We start from the raw sequence: 20113 nt of genomic DNA, 5'->3' as shown, positions 1-20113 counted from the left end.
AAAGATACAGATTGTTTCCGTCAACCACAAACTCTTCCAACGATGTTTCAGAAGCCCATTCATGATTTACAATTTATCTATTCTTCCAGAATCCCGGATAAAACAACAGGAGTACACTAAACAATTCCAGACGTCCCACCAGCATCAGAAAAGAAAGTATCCACTTTGCCAGATCAGGTAAAGAATTCCACGAATATGCAGGCCCGCAAGTACCTAATCCCGGACCGACATTGCCTATACTCGAAATAACCGTACTGACGGACTCGGAAAAGCCAACTCCCAAAAACAAAAGAGCCGTCCACCCAATCAGGATCAGAACCAGATAAAAAGCAAAGAAAATCAATACGGTAGTTACGATAGAAGAAGACACCGTCTGCTTATTGATACGTACGGGAAGCACGGCATTCGGGTGGAGCAGATGTTTGAACTCATTCCGAATGGCACGTGCCACAATCAGCAACCGCATATTCTTGATACCTCCACTGGTAGAACCCGTACACCCTCCCGAAAGCATCGCAATAAACAACAGTAACCACGTGAAAGGAGGCCACATATTATAATCATCCGTAGCAAAACCGCAGGAAGTATGCACCGTAGACACCTGGAATAATGCTTTCCGGAAAGCCAGTTCCCAGTCATAATGATTTTGAAAGACGAGCGCCAATGTGATAAGGAAAGTCAAGATACCCACCGACGCCAGGAACCAGTGCAGCTCTTCATCTTTGAATAAACGACCGACTTTTCCTTTCAAACACATCAGAAACAAAGAGAAGTTGATACTGGAAACAATCATAAAGATAGCCACCACATATTCTATATACGGAGAATTCCAGTAAGATATACTGTTCTGCTTCGTAGAATATCCGCCCGTAGCAGTAGTGGCAAACGACTGGCAAATGGCATCAAACAAGCTCATGCCTCCAAACATCAATAAGACAGTTTCCGAAATAGTCAATACCAGATAAATTGTCCACAACCACTTGGCCATGACATTGATTTTCGGATGGGTACGGTCGTGCGTCACTCCCGTAGATTCAGCAGAAAAGAGTTGCACTCCTCCCGTGGTAAAGATAGGAAGAATGGCAATCGTGAAAAACACAATCCCCAAACCACCGATCCACTGCGTCAGGCTTCGCCAGAAAAGCATACCGTGGGAAAGGGATTCAATATCATCGAGAATGGTAGCTCCTGTAGTGGTAAACCCGGACATGGTTTCGAAAAAGGCATTGGTTATCGTATCAATACTTCCGCTAAAATAAAAAGGTAGCATGCCGAAAAAGGTAAAAAACACCCATGAAAGAGTGACCACACAATATCCGTCTCTCCGGCTCATCTTATTCTCCGCTCCCCGTCCGTAGAGCAGTAACAATCCGCCTACCACAGCATTGATGATACAGGTGTAAAGAAAGTATTTATAATCACTTTCCCCGTAACCAGCCGACACTCCGGCACAAAGTAAGAACATCCCCAATTCGATAAATAGCAACATACCCAGCACGCGCCCTATCATCTTCCGGTTAATCATGCTATTATTCTTACTCCGAATATACAGACTGTTATCTGAAATGTACTCTTCCATAACCCATGAATTATTTTGTATGTTCCCCACATAGCCAAGAGTATGCCAAAATGAAAGGGACTCTGATAATTCGCTTATAATCAATGCAATATTTTTTTCATTTTGAAAAAGTAATCTCTAAATACCCTACCAAAATGAAAGGGTGCTTTTCAAAATAGAAAAAAGAAGAAGGTGTATTTTAACAGAATACGCCTGCATTTCTGCATAATCTTCGCTATCTTTGTCACTCCAAAGTGTAAAAAAGAAAGAGATGAAAGCATCACGCATTGCGCACGAAAAGAAAACGGTAGAGTTGATGATCCGCCTCTATTGCCGGAAAAAAGAAAAAAATACAGTTCTTTGTGCCGACTGTGAAGAGTTGCTCCGCTATGCCCACGCCCGTCTCGACCATTGTCCGTTTGGAGAGAAGAAGAGTGCATGCAAGGAATGCACCGTACATTGTTACAAGCCCGTCATGCGCGAACGAATGCGACAGGTGATGCGTTTCTCCGGACCGAGGATGTTGCTTTATGCACCCTGGCAGGCCATACGACATTTATTGAACCTATAACTTACTAAAAAAATCAGTAATGAAAAAAGCCATTATCATTGGCGCTACCTCCGGCATCGGGCAAGAAGTTGCAAAATGTCTGTTACTGGATGGATGGCAAATCGGAGTAGCCGGCAGACGGCAATCTGCTCTCGAAAACCTGCAACGGGCAGCACCGGATCAGATTCAAATTCAAGCGTTGGACGTAACCCAGGAAGATGCAGGCGAGAAATTGAATATGCTCATCGACAAGGTGGGCGGCATGGATTTGTTTCTTCTTAGCTCGGGCATCGGTTTCCAGAATACGAATCTGAACATGGAGGTGGAACTGAACACAGCATACACCAATGTAGAGGGATTTATCCGCATGGTGGATACCGCTTTCATCTATTTCAGGAAAAGCGGAGGAGGCCACCTGGCAGTCATCAGCTCCATCGCGGGAACGAAAGGACTTGGAGTGGCTCCTGCCTACTCTGCCACCAAACGCTTCCAGAACACTTACATAGATGCTCTCGAACAACTTTCATATTTACAAAAACTGAATATCCGTTTTACTGATATCCGTCCCGGATTTGTTGCCACCGACTTGCTCAACGACGGGAAACATTATCCGCTATTGATGGATGCAGCGAAAGTGGGACGTCACATCGCCTGGTCACTGGAGCGGAAACAACGGATAGTAGTGATCGACTGGCGCTACCGGATACTGGTCTTTTTCTGGAAAATGATTCCCCGTTGGATGTGGAAACGGCTGCCCGTGAAAACCAATTAACACCAAAAGTAAACCAGGAAAGAAATAAATGAATAAATAGCAAGACCGGATTACTTCTTTTCCAATATTTCTACTTACATTTGTCTTGTAACATAAACTTATAATCTAACAAAAAAAGATGGAACAAAAATTTTGTCAAAGTTGCGGTATGCCGATAGACGACTCAACTTTTGGAAAAGAAGCGGACGGTAGCAAGAACGAAGATTATTGCCACTATTGCTATGCGGACGGACATTTCACGAAAGAGTGTACCATGGACGAGATGATCGAGCTTAATCTGAATTATCTGGATGAGTTCAATAAAGACTCGGAAGTGAAATACACAGTGGAGGAAGCACGGAAAACGATGAAGGAGTACTTTCCACAGTTGAAGAGGTGGAAACAGTAAATCAGTAATACAGAGATGCGTCGGAAACTATTAAGAATTATGTTTCTGACGCATTTTTAGCTGACAAAGTATCTTCTTTGAAATCAATCAACACCACCATTTATTTCCGGGTGTCTTTCCAACCACTTCACTGCATAAAAGCACGTTGCTTTCGGCTTCATCCCGTTAGCTAATGCATAGGCGTAAGCAGCTTTTACCAAAGCAGCGGCAATCCCCCGCCCTTCAATAGGTTGTGGCACAATTGTGTGGATAATATCAAGAGAATCACCTATCAGGCGATATTGTACAAAGGCGGTGCGACCGTCTACTTCTGTCTTGAACAATTTTTGTTCGGGCTGATGAATAATTTCGTAATCCATAATTTCTGTTGTTTTAAAGTTGTCTCATTGTTCGTTAAGCATTCCGGCAAAATAATCTTAGGTTATCAGGCACAGATTGCGATCAGAGTTGCTCAATCCACTTCAACTGGCTCGTATCGTATCCACGACGTTCGGCAGCGGTGACGAGTTTCTTCTTGATTTCTTCCGGCAGTTGGGGTGTACGGCTTAGTATCCAGAGATATTTATCAGTACTGCTGCCTACCAGGGCATAATTGTAATTCTCTTCATCCAGTTCCAAGACATAATAATCAGAATAGAAACTAAGGAAGAAAGACACTTTCAGTTTGCCCGGCTGTGTGGGATCGGGTATTTTGGCGTGTCCGTTGGCAGTCTTGCAGATGTCGTAAGGAGAATTACGTTTGCATCCCCGGTTCTCCACACGAATCATGCCGTCGGGACGGAGCGTGTAAGTAGCCGTGACGTCTACAAGTCCGTATTCAAAGCGATTCTCGTAGCGGGCTATTTCATACCAAAGTCCCATATACCGGTGCAGGTCGAGAGAGATAACCGTACTATGGTTTGTACCTCTGAAAAGACGTTCGACATTGGGAATGGAGAAATGAAATCCTGCTTCCGTCAGACGCGTTGGGCGGACTCTCTGGCCCGCAGTCAGGAAGGATGCCGCTTCACCATATAAGATACGGAAAATTCTTTGCGGGGCCACCATCGTCGTCCATGCCCGATAAGCCTTTCCCATCGCACGGGTGAAAGCATATTGCGAGATTTGCTGCGGAGCAACCAGATTATATACCCCACGTGTCTCTTCGTGAGTGATAAAAAACTCCATTGCACGGCAAAGATCACGTATCGATATCCACGGAAAAGCCTGCGTACCGGGACCGATGGCGGTAGCTATCTTGGTAGCTTGCAAAGGGCGAAGCATCTGCTGCATCGCTCCCCCGTCCGGAGAAAGCACTACGCCAAAGCGTGTGATAACGAGCCTTGTAGGTTCGGGACAGTGTTTCGCCTCTTTTTCCCACGCATAGCAAAGATCGGACAGAAAGCCTTCTCCACGGGTACGGGTATATTCGTCCACCTCCGCTTCCGAAGGATAATAACCTACGGCAGAAGCCGAAATCATCAGTTTCGGTTTCGTCTTGACTGCATTCAAAGCACGGATAATACGATTGGTTACGACAATACGACTGTTGAAAAGCTCCTGTTTATATTCCGGTGTCCAACGTTTATTGATAGGTGCACCTGCCAGGTTGATGACAACATCACAATGGGTCAGTGTCTGAATCAAATAACCGGACATACCTTCGCGAAACATCGACCTTCCCAGAGGAATGATCCGATGTCCGCCCTTTTCTGTAAGATAATTAGAAAGATGTTTACCTATATATCCGGTAGCTCCGGTCATTGCTATATTCATCTTGATTCGTTGTTTATTTTAACTCTATTAGAAAAACGTATAAAATGCAAGAAAAGTTCTTTGAAAAAAGCAAAATGAGGTTATCTTTGCAAGATAGACGTAAACATTGAAGCATCCAAAAAGGTTATAAAATGAAAAGACAAATGAAAATCAACTATATTCTTACACTTATATTAGTATTTTGCATCGGTGCTTCCATCCCAATATTGACAGGCAGCAGCCAAGTGAACGAACAACATTCCGCCAAATCGGAAGTGCCTTATTGTGTCACTCCGCCTACTGTTCCCACACAGGTCACCTTCGACGGGGAAACGATTGACCTCCGGCGCTATGACCGCCGCGAACGGATGGACCGCGAGATGATGGCCTTCACCTATATGCACTCCACCACCATGTTATTAATCAAGCGTGCCAACCGTTACTTCCCCATCATCGAACCGATACTGAAAGCAAACGGTATTCCTGATGACTTCAAATACCTGATGGTCATCGAGAGCAATCTGAACAACATTGCACGCTCTCCGGCAGGAGCAGCGGGTCTGTGGCAATTTATGCCTGCCACCGGACGGGAATTCGGGCTGGAAGTGAACGATAACGTAGACGAACGCTATCATATTGAAAAAGCAACCGTTGCCGCCTGCAAATACTTCAAACAGGCGTATGCCAAATATGGCGATTGGATGGCTGTCTCCGCTGCCTATAACGCCGGACAGGGACGCATCTCCTCCCAACTTGAAAAGCAGTTGGCAAGTCATGCCATGGACTTATGGCTGGTAGAGGAAACTTCCCGCTACATGTTCCGCCTGCTGGCAGCCAAAGAGATATTCAATAACCCGCAACGTTACGGATTCCTCTTGAAACGGGAACATCTGTATCCGCCTATTTCTTATAAAGAGGTAACCGTCAACACTTCTATCGACGATCTGAACGACTACGCAAAGTCACAGGGAATCACCTATGCCCAACTCCGTGATGCCAACCCCTGGCTGCGCGACACTTCATTGAAAAACAAGACCGGAAAGACATACATTCTCTATATTCCCACACAAGAGGGAATGTATTACAACCCGCAAAAGACCGTTGCCTACAATAAACAGTGGGTTATCGACTAAAAAGGCTTTTTCTTTAATTCCGGCCAAGCACTATTGATATGAAACTGAAAGAAAGAATCCATCGTTTTTTGCATGACGAGAAACTGAAACGAAAGTTATACGTCATCATCTTCGAATCGGACACCCCTGCCGGGAAATTGTTCGACGTGATTCTTATCGCCTGTATTTTGGTCAGCGTATTGCTCGTCATCATCGAAAGTCTGAAAGGACTTCCCACCTATCTGACGACTCCATTCGTCATTATGGAATTCCTTTTCACCGGCTTCTTTACTTTCGAATACCTGACGAGGATCTACTGTTCACCCCGTCCCCGGAAATACATATTCAGCTTTTTCGGTATCGTAGACTTACTGGCCACGTTGCCTCTTTACATCGGTCTGCTCTTCCCGGGCGCCCGCTATCTACTCATCATTCGTGCCTTCCGCCTGATACGTGTGTTCCGCGTCTTCAAGCTTTTCAATTTTCTGAATGAGGGGGAACGGCTGCTCACTGCCTTGCGTGAAAGTAGTAAGAAGATTGCAGTGTTCTTCTTGTTTGTCGTCATTCTGGTGACTTCCATCGGAACGCTAATGTATATGATTGAAGGAACGCAACCCAACTCCCAGTTCAACAATATCCCGAACAGCATCTATTGGGCTATCGTCACCATGACTACCGTAGGTTATGGAGATATTACTCCCGCCACCGGCCTCGGAAAATTCCTTTCCGCCTGTGTCATGCTGATCGGTTACACAATTATTGCCGTACCCACAGGTATCGTATCTGCCTCCATGATGAAAGAGTATAAACGCAGGAGAGACAAAGAATGTCCCAACTGCCATCGCTCCGGACACGAAGATAATGCAGAGTTTTGCAAATATTGCGGGCACAGCCTGGACCCATCCGAAACCAAAGCGGAAGAGAAATAAATCCTCTACGATCTACGCCGGACGAAATGCTCGAATAAGACAATGAAAACGCATCCCACAGCATAGCAGGCAATATCTCCCCAATCGAACGTAGAACCCAGCACAATTCGGGCTACGCGGTTCGTAATGCCCAATGTTTCCACCAGCTGGAAGTATTGCAACACTTCTACGAAACAGGCAAAAAGAAAGACATAAAACGGCATCCGCGGAATCCCCGTCGGTAGAAAGATACGTACAAAGCTATATACCAGCACTACAACCAGCATATCTCCGACATAGGGACGTATGAAACGGTCGCGCACATACAAAGCTATCAACACCTCAATACAGAAGATCACCAGAAAGCTGATTATATAAAAAATTCTTTTCTTCATTATTTGCTCGGTCGCGGGATTAAACATTTATTTGAATCTGCGAATATACGATAAAATGAATTGGATACGTTCAAATATTACTAAATGATTGATACAAAAAGGGGAAATAATTGTATATTTATAGTCCTAAGCATTTTTCCACAAACAATAAAAAACAGAAAGGAGATTGAACACATGATGTTGAATATGGATTTTGTAATCCGTTTATTGGTCGCCGGAATACTGGGAACCATCATCGGACTGGATCGTGAATACCGTGCCAAAGAAGCCGGATACCGCACTCATTTTCTCGTGTCGCTAGGTAGTGCTTTGATTATGATTGTTTCCCAATACGGATTTCAGGAAATTATAAAAGAAAGTAGTGTCACACTCGATCCCAGTCGGGTGGCGGCACAGGTTGTCAGCGGTATCGGATTTATCGGTGCAGGAACCATCATCTTTCAAAAACAGATTGTACGCGGACTGACTACCGCCGCAGGAATCTGGGCAACAGCAGGTATCGGCTTGGCGGTAGGTGCAGGAATGTACACCATCGGCATTGCCGCCACGGTGTTAACCCTCGTCGGACTGGAACTACTTAGCTATCTATTTAAAAGCATCGGAATGAAAAGCTCGATGGTTTCTTTCTCAACTCCCAACAAAGACATACTGAAACAGATAGCGGACAGATTCAACTCTAAAGACTACCTGATAATCTCTTACGAGATGGAAACGCAACACACGGGTGAAACAGAATATTATCAGGTTACGATGGTTATCAAGTCGAAGCGAAATAATGATGAAGGGCATCTGCTTTCGCTGATACAGGAATTTCCGGATGTAACGGTGCAGCGAATTGAATAGTCAGACTTCCGCTCCTCTCCCAAAATGGAAATCTACTTTTGCTTTTCCGTCAGATACTTCCAATAGCGTACAGGCATATCCTGCCTGTGCTTTCTCGGATTCATGCGTTCTTTAATACAAATAGCCTTGAAATATGTCTTCCAAAGTTGTTGGAAAAGCTTCTCATCCTTGTCCATCAGGCTTTCGTCCAGCATCCCCGTAATCAAATGGGATTCACGGCTGTCATCATCAAACGAGATAGTTGTCACCTCCTGCAAATCATAATAAAATCCGTAACGGCGTTTCATGTCGTAAATAATCCACTTCTGATCGGCAAAACGGTCTTTGAAATGGTGAACGGTCAGCGGGAGCGCATTATACTGCGGTTCGAAAGCGGCAAAGAATGTACCGTCAGCAGCTTTCTGGAAACGGACAAATTGCATCAGGTGTACGCGTTCGCCATCCACCTTCTTCCATATTTGCGCTAATTGCAAAACGTCCGGATCACCAAAATTGGTTTCAATAGAGCGGGGGGCATCGATTGCTTTACGGATATATCGAAAAATAAGTATTCCTATTTCCGGAAGTTCCGACAGCCAACTTTGCGTGAGGCAACCCAAAGCAGAAGAGGAAACTTTCTTCTGCAATCCCCGCCACACACGCCCGGCCTTTTCTTCATCGGTCACTACCGTATGCAGCTCATCACAAAATAAAGGCAAAGCATCTCCTTCCGACAACAAAGCATCGGGAAAAGTCTTGCGGAAATAGGCGTCGAACACAGCCGTCAGCAGCCCATCAAAGGTTTTATCGTAAATATAAACATTCATAAAAAACACCAAGCATATTTACTATTCGCCAAAATCAAGCAACAGCTGACGTTCATCCACTTTCTTTTTCGGTTTCGGCAACAATAAGCTGCGCACCCGTTGCGGAGAAAGTTCGTTCACTGTCTGCATCTGGAGAGGTAGTTCTTTGCAAGTGATGAAATATTGCGCTTTCTTCATCACCACTCCTATTTTCTTCAGTTCATAAAATCCCAGCCGCGAAAAACGACGGGAAGCAACAATCAGTTTCGCCGACTTCACCCCTACTCCCGGCACACGGAGCAACATTTCGTAGTCTACCTTATTGATGTCGACAGGAAACTGTTCGGGATGGCGCAAAGCCCACGAAAGTTTCGGGTCTATTTCGAGATCGAGATCCGGATAAGAATCATCCACAATTTCATCTACCTTGAATTGATAAAAGCGCAATAACCAGTCAGCCTGATAGAGCCGGTTTTCACGTACCAGAGGCGGCTGTTTCAATGCAGGAAGACGCTTATCATACGTATTCACGGAAACGTAGCCCGAGTAATAGACACGTTTCATGGTGGGGCGCCCGTAAAGTGCCGACGAAAGAAAAAGAATATCTTTATCCGATTCGGAGGTAGCTCCCACAATCACCTGGGTACTTTGTCCCGCAGGTGCGAAACGCGGTGCGTGGCGAAACTTCTGCCGTTCTTCTTTACTCTCCAACACGCCTTGTTGAATGTATTTCATCGGAGCAAATACGCTTTTATGGTCTTTTTCCGGTGCAAGCAGTTTCAAATTTTCTTCTTTGGGAATTTCGACATTGACGCTAAGACGATCGGCATACAATCCGGCTTCATTCACTAATTCGCGACTGGCTCCGGGAATACTCTTGAGATGGATATAACCGTTAAAACGGTACACTTGCCGCAAATCTTTGGCTACACGCACAAGTCTCTCCATTGTATAGTCCGGATTACGGACCACTCCGGAGCTAAGAAACAGCCCTTCGATATAGTTACGACGGTAGAATTCCATCGTCAGCTCCACCAATTCCGAAACGGAAAAGGTAGCGCGGGGAAGATCGTTGCTACGACGGTTGACGCAATAGGCACAATCGTAAATGCAATAATTGGTAAGCATGATTTTCAATAGCGAGATACATCGACCGTCCTCGGCAAAACTGTGGCATATCCCCCATCCTCCCACAGTGTTTCCCAGCGTTCCCGGCTTATTGGAACGCACCGTACCACTGGAAGAACAGGAAACATCGTACTTGGCAGATTCTGCAAGTATCTTCAGTTTAGCTAAGACGTTTTCGTTCATCATTCCCGATCTTGATTCTTTTCGCAAATATACGATTTAATTTGAGATGCGTATAGAAGAAAAAAAGTTTAGCAAATATATAAATACAAAATTAGTCAATTTTGAAGAAATAAAAAGCTACGCTTATATTCTTATTAACTAAGCAATAGAAAAGATAAGATGTTTACGAACAGGAAAGCAGACAACTCTGGAAAATAAAAAAAGCGATTCATTCAAACGAACCGCTTTTCATGCTATAAATAATTATTTCATTCTATATTAATATTACTCTGCTTCTACCATCCATTTCTCTATATTTCGTGTTGCTGAAGTAAAGTTCACTCCGATTTTAAATAGTTTACGTTCATCGTGTTCAAATGGCAATGCATAATGTTTTTCATTAATTTGCTGCAATGCTTCTTCTGCCGTACCATTCAACTTAAATTCCATAACATAAATGAATTTATCTGTTTGCAAGATTAGGTCAACACGTCCTTCACTCGTATGATATTCAGCCTTGACATAAAATCCGACTAACTTGAACACTATAAAAAGAACATTTTGATAATGCAACTCTAAGTCACGAACCAACTCATAGGGAGTATCAGCAAAGAAACTTTGCAAGCGACGGAAAAATGACTCATAATCTCCGGATTCTATTTCACGAACAAACTTTTGTATGGCAAATGAAGATTCCACTGCATTAGTATTAGCATAAAAAGGAAGTAGAAATTTAACAAAACCTTCCTCTACTTCACGATTAGGAAATCCCAAACGATAATTGCCAAAACGAGGATCATATCCTTTTATAGTAAGATAACCACTTTGATATATCACAGGGATTGGATTGTCGGAAGTCGAATCAATGCTATTTAAAACCTCGGCAGTCGTCTCTTCATGAGCCATGCGATGAAGATCATAATGATGTTTTTTCAACAGTTCCACCAAATAAGTAGGCGTACCCGTCTCGAACCAATAACTACTGAATTCCTGATATTTAAATGCATTCAAAAGGCTGAACGGATTGTATATACCAATAGAATTATGAGTGAAATGATAACCATCATAGCACGCACGCAGTTCATTGCAAACGTCATCATACGATACCCCTCGAATTTCCGCCAATTCATGCAACTCACTCTCCAGATTATCATGAAGTTCTTGTTCGCTGACACCGCAAATATCTACATAGATCTGACGCATCGATATGTCATCCAGATTATTCAAATCACTAAACACACTGACTTTACCGAATTTAGTAACCCCTGTCAGCATAGCAAACTTTATGTAACCGTCCATAGACTTCATTACACCATAGAAAGCCTTCAATGTATTCCGGTACTCTTCTTGCAACTCATCCCTACCGATTGCTTGCAGCATCGGCTTATCATACTCATCCACAAGAATCACAACACGCTCTCCCGTTTTCTCTGCTGCCATACGGATCAGGGTAACAAAGCGGTCGTCTATCGTTTCATCTTTCGAACATGAACCATATTGCGCTTCATACACAAGCAACTGCCGGTCTACAAGACGTATTAAATCATCTACTGTATCGAATTTCTTTGCATTCAAGTCCAAATGAATGACGGGGTATTTTATCCAATCTTTCTCCAGCTTTCCCATTGCCAACCCTTCGAAAAGTTCTTTCTTTCCTGAAAAATAAGATTCGAGAGTAGAAAGTAGCAAGCTCTTACCAAAACGGCGCGGACGGCTAAGAAAATAATATCCACCTGTTTTTACCATTTGGTAAATCAGCGCAGTCTTATCAATATAGAAATAACCGTCGTTACGGATTTTCTCAAAGTTCTGTATGCCGATAGGATAAATCTTATTACTCATATATTCATATATTTGGGATTGCTACATACAAAGATACACCTTTCTACTTAAATAATTGCCACTATCCGTACTAAAACAATTAAAAGTCATTCCGCATTAAAACAGAAAGAGGGCATATCGTGAAGCGATATGCCCTCTCTTTTTTCTGATATCTTAGTAGTCTTCTAACTATTATTTCTTAGAAGCTTCCAAAGATGCTTTACGGAATTCTTTCATTGCTTTTTCGATTTCCAAAGAAGCCTTACGAGCACGAGTTCCTGCTGCTTTGTTACCGTTTTCGATCTGTGCGTTAGCATCTTTTGAGAAGTCAGCATAAAGAGCTGCTACCTTTTCTACCAATTCTTTCATAATCCTTTTATTTTTTTCGTTAATAATGTGCCGCAAAAATACACTGTTTCCCGAAATAAAAGCATAAAATCAATATTTTTTTTGAAATAATCTTCGAAAAATATCTAAAAAAGGGGCTTTTTACCTTTTTTACCTACCTTTGTAGCCATGAAACTGCTTACAGATACCGATTATATACATGCACTGATTGCTGAAGGAGAGCACCAGCAACAGGACTTTAAATTCGAAATTTCCGACGCACGCAAAATAGCCAAAACACTTTCGGCCTTTGCCAACACGGACGGAGGACGATTACTTATTGGCGTTAAAGACAATGGTAAAATCGCAGGAGTACGCTCCGAAGAAGAAAAATATATGATTGAAGCCGCCGCACAACTTTATTGCGTGCCGGAAGTGGAATATTCTCTGCAAACATACATAGTGGAAGGAGGACAAGTGTTGGTGGCAACCATCGAAGAGACTCCACATAAACCGGTTTACGCCAAGGACGAAACCGGAAAGCCCCTAGCCTATCTCCGCATCAAGGACGAAAATATTCTGGCAACTCCCATACATCTCCGTGTATGGCAACAGAGCGATAGCCCCCGTGGAGAACTCATCCGCTACACCGAACGTGAACAGCTCCTGCTCGATCAACTGGAGCACGGAACTTTACTCTCACTCAACCGTTACTGTCGACAAACCGGACTTTCACGACGTGCCGCTGAACATCTGCTCGCCAAATTTGTTCGTTATGATATTGTGGAACCTGTATTCGAAAATCATAAATTTTACTTCCGAATAAAAGACGAATAACCACAAACAATGCTTTATACTTAATACTTAACTATGACTTTTATCAACGAGATTAATGACATACTTTGGACGTATATTCTAATTATTATGTTATTAGGATGTGCTGTCTGGTTCAGTATACGGACACGCTTTGTGCAATTTCGCATGATCCGGGAAATGATCGTGCTGTTAAGCGAATCCGCCGGCAAAGGAAAACAGGGAGAGAAACATGTATCTTCTTTTCAGGCATTCGCTATTTCTATCGCCAGCCGTGTGGGTACGGGGAATCTTGCGGGAGTGGCTACTGCCATTGCCATCGGAGGTCCCGGAGCTATTTTCTGGATGTGGGTCATCGCACTGTTAGGGGCTTCGAGTGCTTTCATAGAGTCTACTTTGGGACAATTATACAAAATACGCGGAAAGGATTCGTTCATCGGAGGACCTGCTTATTATATGAAGAAAGGGTTGAAACAACCGTGGATGGGAATGCTTTTTGCCGTATTAATAAGCATTACTTTCGGGTTTGCTTTCAATTCTGTACAGAGTAATACGATCTGTGCTGCGGCAGAGCATGCTTTTGGGTTCAATCATATTATATTGGGAGGTGTGCTGACTTTGCTGACATTGCTTATCATCTTTGGAGGTATTCAACGCATTGCCCGCGTCAGCAGTATTATCGTGCCTGTTATGGCTTTGGGATATGTAGGGCTGGCACTGGTTATTGTTGCACTCAATATCACTCATTTACCGGGTGTTATCGCACTGATTGTCAGCCATGCTTTCGGTTGGGAGCAGGCATTGGCAGGAGGAGTTGGTATGGCATTAATGCAGGGCATCAAGAGAGGACTTTTCAGCAATGAGGCCGGTATGGGTTCGGCCCCGAATGCGGCTGCCACGGCTCATGTCAGTCATCCCGTAAAACAAGGGTTGATACAGACTTTGGCGGTATTTACAGATACATTACTGATATGTACCTGTACGGCTTTTATCATCCTCTTTAGTGGGGTTCCTCTGGATGGTTCGGCTAATGGAGTGCAGCTGACTCAACAGGCGTTGACAAACGAAATCGGTTCTTCGGGCAGTATCTTCGTTGCCGTAGCTCTTTTCTTTTTTGCTTTCAGCAGTATTCTGGGGAATTATTATTATGGTGAGGCTAATATCCGTTTTATCACTCACCGGAAATGGGTACTTCATGGTTACAGGATATTGGTGGGTGGTATGGTACTCTTCGGTTCACTTGCCACATTGGATATGGTATGGAGCCTGGCAGATGTCACGATGGGGTTAATGGCTATCTGTAATCTGATCGCTATCCTTTTCCTCGGAAAATATGCTATCCGCCTGCTAAATGATTACCGCGCGCAAAAGAAAGCTGGCATCCAAAGCCCTGTTTTTAAGAAAGAGACAATGCCGGACATCGAAAAGGACTTGGAATGTTGGTGAAAACCAACTGTTTTTGTACCTTTGCACGCAAATTGACAGATGGTAGTTATGTTATATACCTTCCACACGCTCAAAATAGTAAATTGTAAATAATAAAATTGTAGAGATAACAATGGGCTTATTTGGTTTATTCAAGAAAAAATCCGATGAAACGAAAGTCGGCAATGTAGAAGATTTCATATCACTGACCCGGGTATATTTCCAGTCAGTTATCGCCACAAACCTCGGTATCACTAATATCCGCTTCTTGCCGGATGTAGCTAACTTCAAACGTTTGTTTAAAGTTCCTACTCAAAACGGTAAACTGGGATTGGCCGAAAAGTCTGCTGCACGCAAAATGCTGATGCAGGATTATGGGTTGAACGAGAACTTCTTTAAGGAAATCGACTCTTCCGTGAAACGTAACTGCCGCACTCAAAATGATATTCAATCTTATTTGTTCATGTATCAGGGATTTTCTAATGATCTGATGATGCTGATGGGAAATCTGATGCAGTGGAAGTTTCGTATGCCGTCGATCTTTAAGAAGGCTTTGTATGGTATGACACAGAAAACGGTACACGATGTTTGTACCAAGACAGTGTGGAAGGCTGATGATGTGCATAAAACGGCTGCGACTGTTCGCCAGTACAAAGAGCGTTTGGGATACTCTGAACAGTGGATGACGGATTATGTGTATAATATTGTTTTTCTTGCCAAGAAGGAGCCGAAACGGAAGAATGACGACACGGAAACGAAAAAATAAGTCGCTTTAAATGTTAGAAAATCGTAAAGATTAATAGGATAGAAAAAGCGGGGGTTTTGTACCTCCGCTTTTTTTGTTATCTTTATGTACTTTTTTCTTTTGTCTTGATACAAAAGAAAAGTACCAAAAAGAAAAAATCAAGGCTGCGCCTGCCCGGCTACTTGACGCCATGCAGACGAGGCCAGGGGGACCATGCGACGTGGTAGTATATTATAATAATTAAAAAATAGAGAGATTGCTTATGAAACAAAAGAAAATGCTTGCGCTTACTTTTTCACAGTTGAAACAAATCTATAATCAAGAAATTCCGGAAGTGGTGGAGATAGCTGATAAGAGCTCTTCTGTGGAAGAGTTCAAGGCTGGGATGCTGCGTTTTTTGGAAATTTGCGGGATAGAAAATGAGGCTGCGGAGGAGGCGAGGGAGCAAATTCGACTTTTACTCGATTATGATGGGCAAAATGTCCATGAACTGTCTACTGGACAGGATATGTCAGTACAGACGATTCGGTTGCTTTATGAGTTTCTGACGGGAACGTTGGAAAATATGGAAATGCCGACGGATTTGTTTATTGAAATTTTCCAGATGTTTAAACGGTTGAAGGGAGAGGTTGTGCCCTTACCATCGCCACAGCGTATCAAAAGTCGGAATGACCGGTGGGAAACGGGATTGGATGAAGAGGTACGTGAAGTGCGGGATGAGAATAAGGAGCGGATGTTGCACTTGTTGATTCAGAAGATTGAGAACAGGAAGTCGAAGCCTTCGGTGCGTTTTCACTTTGAGGAGGGAATGAGTTATGAAGAAAAATACAGGTTGGTCAATGAGTGGTGGAACGATTTCCGCTTCCATTTGGCAATGGCTGTGAAAAATCCGGGCGAGTTAAATCGATTCCTGGGAAATTCACTTTCTTCAGAGACTATGTATTTACTTTATCGTGCCCGGAAGAAGGGGATGCCGTTCTTTGCAACTCCTTATTATTTATCGTTGCTTAATGTAACGGGATATGGGTATAATGACGAAGCTATTCGGAGTTATATTCTGTATTCTCCACGTTTGGTGGAGACGTATGGAAATATTCGCGCGTGGGAGAAAGAGGATATTGTAGAAGCCGGAAAGCCTAATGCTGCAGGATGGCTTTTGCCGGACGGGCATAACATTCATCGTCGGTATCCGGAGGTGGCTATCCTCATTCCTGACACTATGGGACGGGCTTGCGGAGGACTTTGTGCTTCCTGTCAGCGTATGTATGATTTTCAGAGCGAGCGGTTGAATTTCGAATTTGAGTCATTACGCCCGAAAGAATCATGGGATCGTAAGTTGCGTCGGTTAATGGCTTATTTTGAAGAGGATACGCAGTTGCGGGATATTCTTATTACAGGAGGCGATGCGCTGATGAGTCAGAATAAAACGCTTCAGAATATTCTGGATGCGGTGTATCGGATGGCGGCACGCAAACAAAGGGCGAATCTTGAACGCAAGGATGGAGAGAAATATGCGGAATTGCAACGGGTACGATTAGGGTCACGTCTGTTGGCTTATTTGCCGATGCGTATCAATGACGGACTGGTTGATGTTCTGCGGGAATTCAAGGAGAAAGCATCGGCTATCGGTGTGAAACAGTTTATTATTCAGACTCATTTCCAGACACCGCTGGAGGTTACTCCTGAAGCTAAAGAAGCGATTCGGAAGATTCTTTCTGCGGGATGGATTATTACGAATCAGTTGGTATATACGGTGGCTGCTTCACGTCGAGGGCATACAACCCGGCTCCGTCAGGTGCTCAATTCGTTGGGGGTAGTATGTTATTACACTTTCTCGGTTAAGGGATTCAATGAGAATTATGCGGTATTTGCACCCAACAGTCGTTCAATGCAGGAACAACAGGAGGAAAAGATTTATGGCCGTATGACACCGGAACAGGCGGATGAGTTATATAAGATATTAGAGACGAAAGTGGGAATGGAAGAGGAGCCTAAAGAGGATGTTGCCAAGCAATTAAGACGCTTCATGAGAAAGCATCATTTACCTTTCCTTGCCACTGATCGCAGTGTTTTGAATTTACCGGCTATCGGTAAAAGCATGACTTTCCAGTTGGTGGGACTAACAGAAGAAGGAAAACGAATTCTACGCTTCGAACATGATGGCACTCGTCATCATAGCCCGATTATCGATCAGATGGGGCAGATTTATATTGTAGAGAATAAATCGCTAGCTGCTTACCTGCGCCAGTTAGCCAAGATGGGAGAAGATCCGGAAGACTATGCTTCTATCTGGAATTATACGAAAGGAGAAACCGAACCTCGTTTCAGTCTTTACGAGTATCCAGATTTCCCCTTCCGTACAACAGATAAAATGAGTAATTTAAGTATTAAGGAATAAGAAATAAATATTAGATATTAAGTATTAATCGACAAATATCGAGCGTAAATCAGCTGCCTCGGTGGTAATACCTAATACTTGATATTTAATACTTATTTTTCATTCTTTTACCCGTATTACTATATTTGCAATAATTGCAGTTAAGCCTCCGGTGGTGATTCCTGAAGAGAAGATACTTCGAATTGCTTCCGGAGTTTGTTGTAATACATCCGGCATTAATTCCACACCCAAGCCTAAAGAAAGGCTGACTGCTAACACCAGAGTTTCTTTACGTCCAATTTCTTGTGAGGAGACAATACGGATTCCTGCAGCGGCTACCGTACCGAACATCAATAAAGTGGCACCGCCTAATACAGGATCGGGCATTAAAGAGAATACGGCACCGACGATGGGGAATAAACCTAAAAGGACGAGCATTGCTGCAATATAATAGCCGACATAACGGCTGGCTACTCCGGTCAGTTGAATAATACCGTTGTTCTGTGCAAAGATGGAGTTTGGAAAAGAGTTGAATACACCGGCGAGAAAGGAGTTGAATCCATCCGCCATTACTCCACCGGAAACCCGTTTCAAATAGGAATCTCCTTCAATAGGAAGTCCGGAAATCATAGAGTTGGCAGTCACATCGCCTGTTGCTTCGATTGCTGTGATTAGATAAACCAAGCCAATGGCTATGAAAGAAGATACATTGAAATCAACACCGTATTTGAAAGGTTGGGGAATATTAAAGCTCATCAGCATTTCCACATTCAACGAACTCATATCCACTTTTCCCAAAGCAAATGCCAAAGCATAACCAAGACAAAGTCCGAGCACAATGGAACTCATACGCAGGTATTTATTCCGGCAACGATTAAAAAACAAGACGCTAAGAAGCACCAATCCTGCAATGGACAGATTTTCCCAGGTGGCAAATGTACCGTTATCCATAGCCGCATATCCGCCTCCGCAAGATACAATACCGACCTTTATCAGGCTTAATCCGATCAGCAGTACAACAATACCGGATACCAATGGAGTAATAATATTGCGCAGATACTTGAATGTGCGGCTCACAATCATCTCGATAGGTGCGGCAGCCATACAGGAACCGAATATCAAAGGCAAACCACCCACTAATCCGGTGGCGATGATAGGGCCGATAAAAGAAAAACTGGTACCCTGAATGCAGAGTAACTTTGCTCCTATCGCACCAAAACGACGGCATTGTATGAAAGTTGATACTCCCGAAGCAAAAAGAGACATGGAAACCAGAAAGCTTGTCTTTTCCACATCCAGTTTTAAGGCACTCGCGATGATTAGCGGAGGTGTAATAATTGCTACGAAAATAGCCAGGAGATGTTGTAAAGCCGCAAACAGGGCGTCTTTAAAGGGGGGACGGTCTTCTACGCCGTAGATTAAATCAGTTTTCATTTAACAGGTTGTTCTATATATTTTTAACTTCCGCCAAGGGATAGACAGAGATTCTTCCGGAATTTGGATTTTCTTAGTTCAGTGTCCATTTGAGGGCGAGTGTCGGGATAACATAAAAGCCATCACGACCGCCGAAGTTATTACTCAATTCGACTTCGGAGCCAACACTAAGATTGAAATTTTTATTTACTCCTTTGATTTTGTTCAGGTTCACCCAGAATTGTGGTTCGGAGAGGAAGATAGTTTTTCCGTAGTTGGTTTCTTCACGCCACCAATCGGCAAAGCCGGAGAAAGTGAGCAGATTGCGGCAGAAATTTACGTACCATGTACCTGTCAGCTGGAAGTTGTTGGGCGATTGGTGTTTCTGAATATACTTATACATAGCAGTCAGCGTGAAGCCTTTGGAAAAGGAAGCATTATTAAAAGTGTAGGTAGCTCCTGCCAGATAAGCATTTTTATAAGACATGCCTTTTGATAATCCGCCGTTATATTCAAGATGTGCAGAGAAAGGACCTTTCCAGAATTTCAGTTCACGTGCTATTTCCCAATAAGCGGAAGCGACACCTTCGGAGGTGTAATCCATATCAACAAAGAAATAAGTGCTTCCCCAAGTATCAGGATGAAACTTCTCCACAGTGGAGGTGAACAGCGGGCGACCTTGCAAATCTTTATCATACAAAGAACGTCCGAAATCATAATGTAGCTGAATGTTTTGCGCCTGCAATCCCGGTATGCCAGAGAGCAACATACAGAGGAAAAAAGCAGAGATAATTTGTTTCATAAGTAAATGTGTTTAAATGAAGATGCAAAAATAGTTAAAGCTACACATATAAACA

General features: G+C 43.4%; 20 protein-coding genes. 10 read left to right on the top strand and 10 right to left on the bottom strand.

What is annotated here, in order from left to right; genetic code table 11:
* Nucleotides 1-73 precede the first annotated feature (73 nt).
* Nucleotides 74-1579 (bottom strand): TrkH family potassium uptake protein, encoded by a 1506-nt coding sequence (locus H8796_RS13015; protein WP_117932456.1) that lies wholly within the window; start codon nucleotides 1577-1579, stop codon nucleotides 74-76.
* A gap of 250 nt (nucleotides 1580-1829) precedes the next feature.
* On the opposite strand from H8796_RS13015, the gene H8796_RS13010 reads away from it, so the two are divergent.
* The 3 genes from H8796_RS13010 to H8796_RS13000 all read left to right on the top strand — a co-directional run bounded on the left by H8796_RS13010 (nucleotide 1830) and on the right by H8796_RS13000 (nucleotide 3268).
* Entirely contained in the window at nucleotides 1830-2129 is a 300-nt protein-coding gene (locus H8796_RS13010) for a nitrous oxide-stimulated promoter family protein (RefSeq protein ID WP_007765573.1), read from the top strand.
* Between the two features lie 19 nt (nucleotides 2130-2148).
* Nucleotides 2149-2880: an SDR family NAD(P)-dependent oxidoreductase gene (locus H8796_RS13005; protein ID WP_004301977.1), complete on the top strand. Its 732-nt coding sequence runs from the start codon at nucleotides 2149-2151 to the stop codon at nucleotides 2878-2880.
* A 118-nt stretch (nucleotides 2881-2998) separates the two neighbouring features.
* On the top strand, nucleotides 2999-3268 hold the full coding sequence (locus H8796_RS13000; protein WP_004301976.1) for a zinc ribbon domain-containing protein: 270 nt from the start codon (nucleotides 2999-3001) through the stop codon (nucleotides 3266-3268).
* An 83-nt stretch (nucleotides 3269-3351) separates the two neighbouring features.
* Here H8796_RS13000 and H8796_RS12995 read toward each other — a convergent pair whose 3' ends face one another.
* Nucleotides 3352-3627: a GNAT family N-acetyltransferase gene (locus H8796_RS12995; RefSeq protein WP_117931859.1), complete on the bottom strand. Its 276-nt coding sequence runs from the start codon at nucleotides 3625-3627 to the stop codon at nucleotides 3352-3354.
* A gap of 82 nt (nucleotides 3628-3709) precedes the next feature.
* Nucleotides 3710-5023 carry a TIGR01777 family oxidoreductase gene (locus tag H8796_RS12990; RefSeq protein ID WP_117931858.1) on the bottom strand — a complete coding sequence of 438 codons (1314 nt, stop codon included), beginning with the start codon at nucleotides 5021-5023 and terminating at the stop codon, nucleotides 3710-3712.
* Between the two features lie 131 nt (nucleotides 5024-5154).
* Between H8796_RS12990 and H8796_RS12985 the strand changes: the two genes are divergently transcribed.
* Both H8796_RS12985 and H8796_RS12980 read left to right on the top strand, forming a co-directional pair.
* Complete coding sequence (locus H8796_RS12985) at nucleotides 5155-6135, top strand: lytic transglycosylase domain-containing protein (RefSeq protein ID WP_117931857.1); 981 nt, start codon at nucleotides 5155-5157, stop codon at nucleotides 6133-6135.
* A 38-nt stretch (nucleotides 6136-6173) separates the two neighbouring features.
* Nucleotides 6174-7043 (top strand): ion transporter, encoded by an 870-nt coding sequence (locus H8796_RS12980; protein ID WP_004301970.1) that lies wholly within the window; start codon nucleotides 6174-6176, stop codon nucleotides 7041-7043.
* A gap of 5 nt (nucleotides 7044-7048) precedes the next feature.
* Here H8796_RS12980 and H8796_RS12975 read toward each other — a convergent pair whose 3' ends face one another.
* A complete protein-coding gene (locus H8796_RS12975; protein ID WP_029425794.1) occupies nucleotides 7049-7417 on the bottom strand; it encodes a DUF2809 domain-containing protein in 369 nt (122 codons plus the stop codon).
* A 174-nt stretch (nucleotides 7418-7591) separates the two neighbouring features.
* Here H8796_RS12975 and H8796_RS12970 point away from each other — a divergent pair, with 174 nt between their 5' ends.
* Nucleotides 7592-8260 carry an MgtC/SapB family protein gene (locus tag H8796_RS12970; protein WP_117931856.1) on the top strand — a complete coding sequence of 223 codons (669 nt, stop codon included), beginning with the start codon at nucleotides 7592-7594 and terminating at the stop codon, nucleotides 8258-8260.
* A 32-nt stretch (nucleotides 8261-8292) separates the two neighbouring features.
* Here the strand turns inward: H8796_RS12970 and H8796_RS12965 are convergent, their stop codons facing one another.
* The 4 genes from H8796_RS12965 to H8796_RS12950 form a co-directional block, all read right to left on the bottom strand.
* Nucleotides 8293-9066, bottom strand: coding sequence for a TIGR03915 family putative DNA repair protein (locus H8796_RS12965; RefSeq protein ID WP_009000641.1), 774 nt, complete (start codon nucleotides 9064-9066; stop codon nucleotides 8293-8295).
* Nucleotides 9067-9087: 21 nt separating this feature from the next.
* Nucleotides 9088-10356 (bottom strand): putative DNA modification/repair radical SAM protein, encoded by a 1269-nt coding sequence (locus H8796_RS12960; RefSeq protein WP_117931855.1) that lies wholly within the window; start codon nucleotides 10354-10356, stop codon nucleotides 9088-9090.
* Nucleotides 10357-10620: 264 nt separating this feature from the next.
* Nucleotides 10621-12177 (bottom strand): ATP-binding protein, encoded by a 1557-nt coding sequence (locus tag H8796_RS12955; protein WP_009000640.1) that lies wholly within the window; start codon nucleotides 12175-12177, stop codon nucleotides 10621-10623.
* 171 nt (nucleotides 12178-12348) lie between these two features.
* Nucleotides 12349-12525: a histone H1 gene (locus H8796_RS12950; RefSeq protein ID WP_004301965.1), complete on the bottom strand. Its 177-nt coding sequence runs from the start codon at nucleotides 12523-12525 to the stop codon at nucleotides 12349-12351.
* A gap of 147 nt (nucleotides 12526-12672) precedes the next feature.
* On the opposite strand from H8796_RS12950, the gene H8796_RS12945 reads away from it, so the two are divergent.
* From H8796_RS12945 to H8796_RS12930, 4 genes are all read left to right on the top strand, one after another.
* Nucleotides 12673-13320 (top strand): helix-turn-helix domain-containing protein, encoded by a 648-nt coding sequence (locus tag H8796_RS12945; RefSeq protein ID WP_117931854.1) that lies wholly within the window; start codon nucleotides 12673-12675, stop codon nucleotides 13318-13320.
* Nucleotides 13321-13353: 33 nt separating this feature from the next.
* Nucleotides 13354-14742, top strand: coding sequence for a sodium:alanine symporter family protein (locus H8796_RS12940; RefSeq protein ID WP_117931853.1), 1389 nt, complete (start codon nucleotides 13354-13356; stop codon nucleotides 14740-14742).
* 112 nt (nucleotides 14743-14854) lie between these two features.
* A complete protein-coding gene (locus H8796_RS12935; protein WP_117931852.1) occupies nucleotides 14855-15487 on the top strand; it encodes a hypothetical protein in 633 nt (210 codons plus the stop codon).
* A 241-nt stretch (nucleotides 15488-15728) separates the two neighbouring features.
* On the top strand, nucleotides 15729-17864 hold the full coding sequence (locus tag H8796_RS12930; RefSeq protein ID WP_117931851.1) for a KamA family radical SAM protein: 2136 nt from the start codon (nucleotides 15729-15731) through the stop codon (nucleotides 17862-17864).
* Nucleotides 17865-17963: 99 nt separating this feature from the next.
* Here H8796_RS12930 and H8796_RS12925 read toward each other — a convergent pair whose 3' ends face one another.
* Together H8796_RS12925 and H8796_RS12920 are read right to left on the bottom strand one after the other, a co-directional pair.
* Complete coding sequence (locus H8796_RS12925) at nucleotides 17964-19277, bottom strand: nucleobase:cation symporter-2 family protein (protein WP_004301959.1); 1314 nt, start codon at nucleotides 19275-19277, stop codon at nucleotides 17964-17966.
* 73 nt (nucleotides 19278-19350) lie between these two features.
* Nucleotides 19351-20058: a DUF5020 family protein gene (locus H8796_RS12920; RefSeq protein WP_117931850.1), complete on the bottom strand. Its 708-nt coding sequence runs from the start codon at nucleotides 20056-20058 to the stop codon at nucleotides 19351-19353.
* Nucleotides 20059-20113: the final 55 nt, after the last annotated feature.

The organism is Bacteroides sp. M10, from assembly GCF_014334015.1.
In the GTDB taxonomy this organism is placed as follows: Bacteria; Bacteroidota; Bacteroidia; order Bacteroidales; family Bacteroidaceae; genus Bacteroides; species Bacteroides intestinigallinarum.
This window is presented reverse-complemented; position numbering and strand designations above follow the sequence as displayed.

Excerpts from the sequence above, each read along its gene's own strand:
- H8796_RS13015 (WP_117932456.1), bottom strand. The coding sequence starts at position 1,579 with ATGGAAGAGTACATTTCAGATAACAGTCTGTATATTCGGAGTAAGAAT.
- H8796_RS13010 (WP_007765573.1), top strand. The coding sequence starts at position 1,830 with ATGAAAGCATCACGCATTGCGCACGAAAAGAAAACGGTAGAGTTGATG.
- H8796_RS13005 (WP_004301977.1), top strand. The coding sequence starts at position 2,149 with ATGAAAAAAGCCATTATCATTGGCGCTACCTCCGGCATCGGGCAAGAA.
- H8796_RS13000 (WP_004301976.1), top strand. The coding sequence starts at position 2,999 with ATGGAACAAAAATTTTGTCAAAGTTGCGGTATGCCGATAGACGACTCA.
- H8796_RS12995 (WP_117931859.1), bottom strand. The coding sequence starts at position 3,627 with ATGGATTACGAAATTATTCATCAGCCCGAACAAAAATTGTTCAAGACA.
- H8796_RS12990 (WP_117931858.1), bottom strand. The coding sequence starts at position 5,023 with ATGAATATAGCAATGACCGGAGCTACCGGATATATAGGTAAACATCTT.
- H8796_RS12985 (WP_117931857.1), top strand. The coding sequence starts at position 5,155 with ATGAAAAGACAAATGAAAATCAACTATATTCTTACACTTATATTAGTA.
- H8796_RS12980 (WP_004301970.1), top strand. The coding sequence starts at position 6,174 with ATGAAACTGAAAGAAAGAATCCATCGTTTTTTGCATGACGAGAAACTG.
- H8796_RS12975 (WP_029425794.1), bottom strand. The coding sequence starts at position 7,417 with ATGAAGAAAAGAATTTTTTATATAATCAGCTTTCTGGTGATCTTCTGT.
- H8796_RS12970 (WP_117931856.1), top strand. The coding sequence starts at position 7,592 with ATGATGTTGAATATGGATTTTGTAATCCGTTTATTGGTCGCCGGAATA.
- H8796_RS12965 (WP_009000641.1), bottom strand. The coding sequence starts at position 9,066 with ATGAATGTTTATATTTACGATAAAACCTTTGATGGGCTGCTGACGGCT.
- H8796_RS12960 (WP_117931855.1), bottom strand. The coding sequence starts at position 10,356 with ATGAACGAAAACGTCTTAGCTAAACTGAAGATACTTGCAGAATCTGCC.
- H8796_RS12955 (WP_009000640.1), bottom strand. The coding sequence starts at position 12,177 with ATGAGTAATAAGATTTATCCTATCGGCATACAGAACTTTGAGAAAATC.
- H8796_RS12950 (WP_004301965.1), bottom strand. The coding sequence starts at position 12,525 with ATGAAAGAATTGGTAGAAAAGGTAGCAGCTCTTTATGCTGACTTCTCA.
- H8796_RS12945 (WP_117931854.1), top strand. The coding sequence starts at position 12,673 with ATGAAACTGCTTACAGATACCGATTATATACATGCACTGATTGCTGAA.
- H8796_RS12940 (WP_117931853.1), top strand. The coding sequence starts at position 13,354 with ATGACTTTTATCAACGAGATTAATGACATACTTTGGACGTATATTCTA.
- H8796_RS12935 (WP_117931852.1), top strand. The coding sequence starts at position 14,855 with ATGGGCTTATTTGGTTTATTCAAGAAAAAATCCGATGAAACGAAAGTC.
- H8796_RS12930 (WP_117931851.1), top strand. The coding sequence starts at position 15,729 with ATGAAACAAAAGAAAATGCTTGCGCTTACTTTTTCACAGTTGAAACAA.
- H8796_RS12925 (WP_004301959.1), bottom strand. The coding sequence starts at position 19,277 with ATGAAAACTGATTTAATCTACGGCGTAGAAGACCGTCCCCCCTTTAAA.
- H8796_RS12920 (WP_117931850.1), bottom strand. The coding sequence starts at position 20,058 with ATGAAACAAATTATCTCTGCTTTTTTCCTCTGTATGTTGCTCTCTGGC.